General features: G+C 63.1%; 5 protein-coding genes. 4 read left to right on the top strand and 1 reads right to left on the bottom strand.

Features of this window, described 5'->3' with window-relative positions; translation table 11 throughout:
• Positions 1-737: 737 nt before the first annotated feature.
• The 4 genes from MKK67_RS17810 (at position 738) to MKK67_RS17795 (ending at position 3,552) form a co-directional block, all read left to right on the top strand.
• The gene (locus MKK67_RS17810) at positions 738-992 is read left to right on the top strand and encodes a PsiF family protein (RefSeq protein ID WP_243966553.1); all 255 of its coding nucleotides are present in this window, start codon (positions 738-740) and stop codon (positions 990-992) included.
• Between the two features lie 843 nt (positions 993-1,835).
• The gene (locus MKK67_RS17805) at positions 1,836-2,123 is read left to right on the top strand and encodes a hypothetical protein (protein WP_243966554.1); all 288 of its coding nucleotides are present in this window, start codon (positions 1,836-1,838) and stop codon (positions 2,121-2,123) included.
• Positions 2,124-2,523: 400 nt separating this feature from the next.
• Positions 2,524-2,997 carry a tellurite resistance TerB family protein gene (locus MKK67_RS17800; protein ID WP_243966552.1) on the top strand — a complete coding sequence of 158 codons (474 nt, stop codon included), beginning with the start codon at positions 2,524-2,526 and terminating at the stop codon, positions 2,995-2,997.
• 153 nt (positions 2,998-3,150) lie between these two features.
• Positions 3,151-3,552: a hypothetical protein gene (locus MKK67_RS17795; protein WP_243966551.1), complete on the top strand. Its 402-nt coding sequence runs from the start codon at positions 3,151-3,153 to the stop codon at positions 3,550-3,552.
• 31 nt (positions 3,553-3,583) lie between these two features.
• Here the strand turns inward: MKK67_RS17795 and MKK67_RS17790 are convergent, their stop codons facing one another.
• Positions 3,584-4,009, bottom strand: coding sequence for a hypothetical protein (locus MKK67_RS17790; protein ID WP_243966549.1), 426 nt, complete (start codon positions 4,007-4,009; stop codon positions 3,584-3,586).
• Between the last annotated feature and the right edge of the window lie 170 nt (positions 4,010-4,179).

Here is a 4,179-nt window from a genome sequence, read left to right as displayed (position 1 = left end):
AGGAAGACGCACTGGAATACCGCAAGCAGCTCGCACGCCGTGTAGACGCTGGAGAAATGACGCCGGCACAGTTCGATCGCGAGAATGAGCGCGCCCTGCAGCGGCTGAAGGCTCAACGCGGAAGAGCCTGACCGACGACAGCCTGACCGTGGGCCAACTCTCCGCAGTTCACCTGTGAGGTTTTGGCCAGGCAGTTGCGTGAGAGTCGGTGTGGCGGAACTGACCGCTAGCGGTGGAGTCACACCCCGCCGTCTGAGTTGTCATCCGAGATCGAGGCTGGCTCAGCGATGACGTCGGGAGTGTCCTGGGACCCATCCGCGAAGCCTACAGGGTGGTCGACTGGGGGAAACAGGTCCGCCAATCCGGTGGCTACACCGTGTAGTACCGGATCATGTGAGGAGCCGAGCGAAGGCGTGTACGGGTCAACGGTTCGCATGCTGAACGCGGGTCTGAACCTGATGGGAAAGTGAGTGGCCCTCGAACCACTCTTGATCTGGGTTAATAGCGCTTGAGGTGGAAGGTTCAGAAGATTTTCGCGCTTGGGTTGTGAGCCCGCGACCGCGGCGGCGATCTCGCGGTTGCGAGTAAGACTCGCGCCAAGCGCAACCTCTGGGGGTCCGAAGCCGAGCGCCCGTCGAGCGCGATAGTATGGATCAAGTGACAAATCACTGATCCGTGTGTGGCGGAACGCAGGTTATCGTGAAGCTGTTTCAGGCGGCTTACAGGAGCATTCGATCATGAAGCTCACCCTCGCCGTTTCGTTGGTCGCGAGCAGCCTTTTCCTCGTCGCTCCTGCCAATGCGCAAGGGACGACGAACACACCTGGCATGGTGCCCGGCGCGGCTGCGTCCGCACCGGCGATGAAGTCCGATGCACCCACGGTGGACCGCACGGCCAAGTCGAAAGAATGCTCGGCAGAGGCCGATAAGCAGGGTCTGCATGGCAAGGCGCGCAAGGCCTTCCGGAACAAGTGCAAGCATGGGCAGACCTGAAGGCCCGCTGGGCACCCTGTGGCTCCAAGCTGGTCCGCCTGATGCGGCGAGCGTTGTGAGAGACTCTCTACAACAGGCGCACGCGGACCAGTTCCCTGCCCCCCGTAAAGCCTCGGCCGGGCAGTTGTGTGAGAGTTGGCGCAACGGGAAAACCGGATCCCGCAAGCGTCGGCTTACGGCCGTTATTGCAGGCGGCTCGATCCGGCGTTGGCCCTAATCCAACGGGGTGAGAGAATGTCGCCGTCCTATGTGATGATCCAGGGCTGCGCTCCGTCTGCGTCTATGGCTTCAGCGGCTGCCGCCAGAGCCTGGCGTAGCGTCGGGAACTCGTGACCCTGTGCGACGTGCGCTGGGCCCCGGCCAGGCCACACGGTCAGCTCGGCGCGCTTGTCGAGGTCGGCTCGCGTCATGCTCTGCTCACGGCTGTTGCGGGAGCGAGAGTGCCTACGACCAACATGCGGCGAGGGAGTGACAACCCGGTTAATGATTGGTGTGTCTAAGCCTGATGCTCATGCGACCGGCACAGGGAGACGCGACAACTATGTGATCTGGTCGGATTTTCGGGATTGTTTATTGCGCTGCACCGACCTAGGTTTGCGCTGCGGGATGGCGATGGCGTCGCGATCCTGTTGCCCTGAGAAGGGCGTTTCCTCCCTAGACTTCGGGCCGCTCCTTCGGGGGTGGCCTTTTTTCTGTCTGGGGCGGCGACGTAGCTGAACCGAGCGCCGGCGGCAAGCAAAATGATGCCAAGCGCGGTGATCCATGACGAAAGCTTGAACGATATCGATCACGATGACGTTCAGCCCAGGACCGATCGAACCGATCCGTCTGGAGCAAAACGCCATGTCGATGAAGACACTCGCTCTCGCCGCTGCGCTTTCTGTCGCGATGGCAGGAGCAGCACTCGCTCAAACCCCCGCCGGCGGAGGCAGCGCCGAAGGCAACATGAACAATCCGGGTTCCGTAAAGAGCAACTCCGAGAAGTCCATGGAGACAGGTGCGGGCTCGATGGGGACTGGCATGGCGCCTGGCACCAGCGGCGGTCCGCGCGTCGATACCCCCGGTGCCCCTGCCGGCAGCGGCTCGGGTAACGGCACCACCGGCAGCGGCGCAGCTCCCAGCGGTAAATAATTATCGATTGCCCCGCGGACGCAAGCCGCGGGGTATCTCTCGATGCTCAGTGCTGAGTCAGGCTATCGACGGTCTCGCTCGCCCCTAGCTTGCCAGAGAAGCGCGCGAGATGACTGACGCTCGGCTCGTTCAGGCCACCGGCATTCGCGAAGGTAGCGAGCGCGATGCCTACAAGGAACTGAGCTTCTGCCTCAGTCACCTCTCGTCCGCTGAGGGTGCTGGAAGCGCCTCGCACGGCCAATACCGCCTGTCGGAACGCGGGGTCATTCTGTAGTTCTGCCAGCCGGGTCATTCGAAGCTGCCAAACGCGAGCTCTGCTAGAGAAGCAAGCCCAGTCAGGCGTCGTAGCATGTCGCTTGCGCTGCTGTAGGGCTGCTGTCTGAAAACCGATTGGATCGCGATGAACGCCCTCAAGGATCTGCTGACCCGCTTCGGCCGGACGGTCACGGCCTATGCCGGCGACGAAGCGCTGATGCAGGCTGGGATCTCGGCTGCTGCCAACGTCATCGTGGCTGACGGCGAGGTGGCGGGTGATGAGTTCGAAACCGCGCTGGTCGGTCTGCGCGCGAACCCGATCATCGAGAAGGGCTACGACCTCCTGATGTTGGAGGAGGCCCTGTACGAGGCGATCGCTCGGGCACGAACCCGTGCTGGCCGAGTAGAGAACCTTCGCCGGGTCGCCGCGATAGCCGGCCGTCCGATAGAGCAGCGGCAGGACGCGTTCTTGGTCGCTGTCGATGTCGCCGATCATGAGGGTATCAGCGAGATCGAGGACAAGGCGCTGACCGAGATCGCCGCGGCCCTCATCGTCAACAAGCCCGAGCTGATGCAGACCGCAGTGGTTCGGACTACGCCAAGCCCGTCGGCTGTGTAGGCTCTTTGCCCTCGACCAGCGTCCCAATCCACATCCACAACGCTTGATGTTCAGATAAATCACGATCCGGAGTGAGGAAGATGGCGGCCAAGCTGGTAGGGCGGTCGTAAATTCGCGATTAGCTATCCCGAAAGAGCCCGCGGAACGGCAAGCTTGGCCGTCTGTTCCGCCTACATGGAACACTACAGATCCACCCTCGCCACCACCGCGATTGCTGCCTTCGGGCTGCTGGTCGCCGCCCACGTCCTACATCCGGGCAACTACGAGAGGTCGGAACGCAATGTCCGGGTCGTTGTAGTCGCTGATGGAACGGCGGCCGGACCGACGATCTGGGCCGATCCTCCGCATAGACTACACGGCAGTGAGCCTGCTGCGTTGATGGCGGATAGCAGCGCACTGTTGGCACATCGTCCAACGATGCCCCTACCGCCGGGGGTGAGGACATTGCCCAGGCTTTCGAGCACCCTGGTACATCCAGTCTCCCAGAACAGGACTGCCGACGGCGATCCGATCGGCGACCTGATCCGCGATCTCGACCTCGATCAGGATAGCTGACGGCTCAAGAACAGCTTCCGCTACCCTAACCTTAGGCGTAGGGACCGCCGAACAAATCGCCCATCGCCTTCCGCCGAAACAGCGTGCGCCGCCGCCGCCTCTGATGCTCCGGCCGGTCGTGGATCATGTGGCAGCGCTGGCAGAAGGCCACGAGGTTGGCGTCGACGTTGTTAGCCGTGTCGTGATCCCGGTGGGCTGCTGCCAGAACGACGTGGGTTCGGCGGGCGCGGCCGAGAATATCCGTACCCGACCTGATCCGGATCCGGCGTCCCCATCCATCGCGCCAGCGGCCAGCCTCAGCGTCCCACCAGCGGCCATCGCCGAGGTGGTAGACCATCTGCCCGTGCGGCCGCCCGCAGCTCTCACACCGGCCCTGCGCCCGACCGAACCGGATCGCCATCGACAGCTCGCGCCAGTCGATCGGGTAGAAGACGCGGTGCTCGGGCCGGGTCGGCATGACGGCGGCACTGTGCCACCCAGCGTGAAGAAAGCGTAGCGGTAACACGCCCCTACCTCCCGTTCATGGACCTGTCCGACCTCGAATTGTGGGCGCTCCTCACCATCGCGCCCCTTAGTCTGTTCGTGCCGGTGATCATCGTGTGGTGGAAGGGCCGCCCGATCATGCCG

The sequence above is a fragment of the Methylobacterium sp. J-072 genome (genome assembly GCF_022829425.1).
Taxonomy (GTDB): Bacteria; Pseudomonadota; Alphaproteobacteria; order Rhizobiales; family Beijerinckiaceae; genus Methylobacterium.
This window is presented reverse-complemented; position numbering and strand designations above follow the sequence as displayed.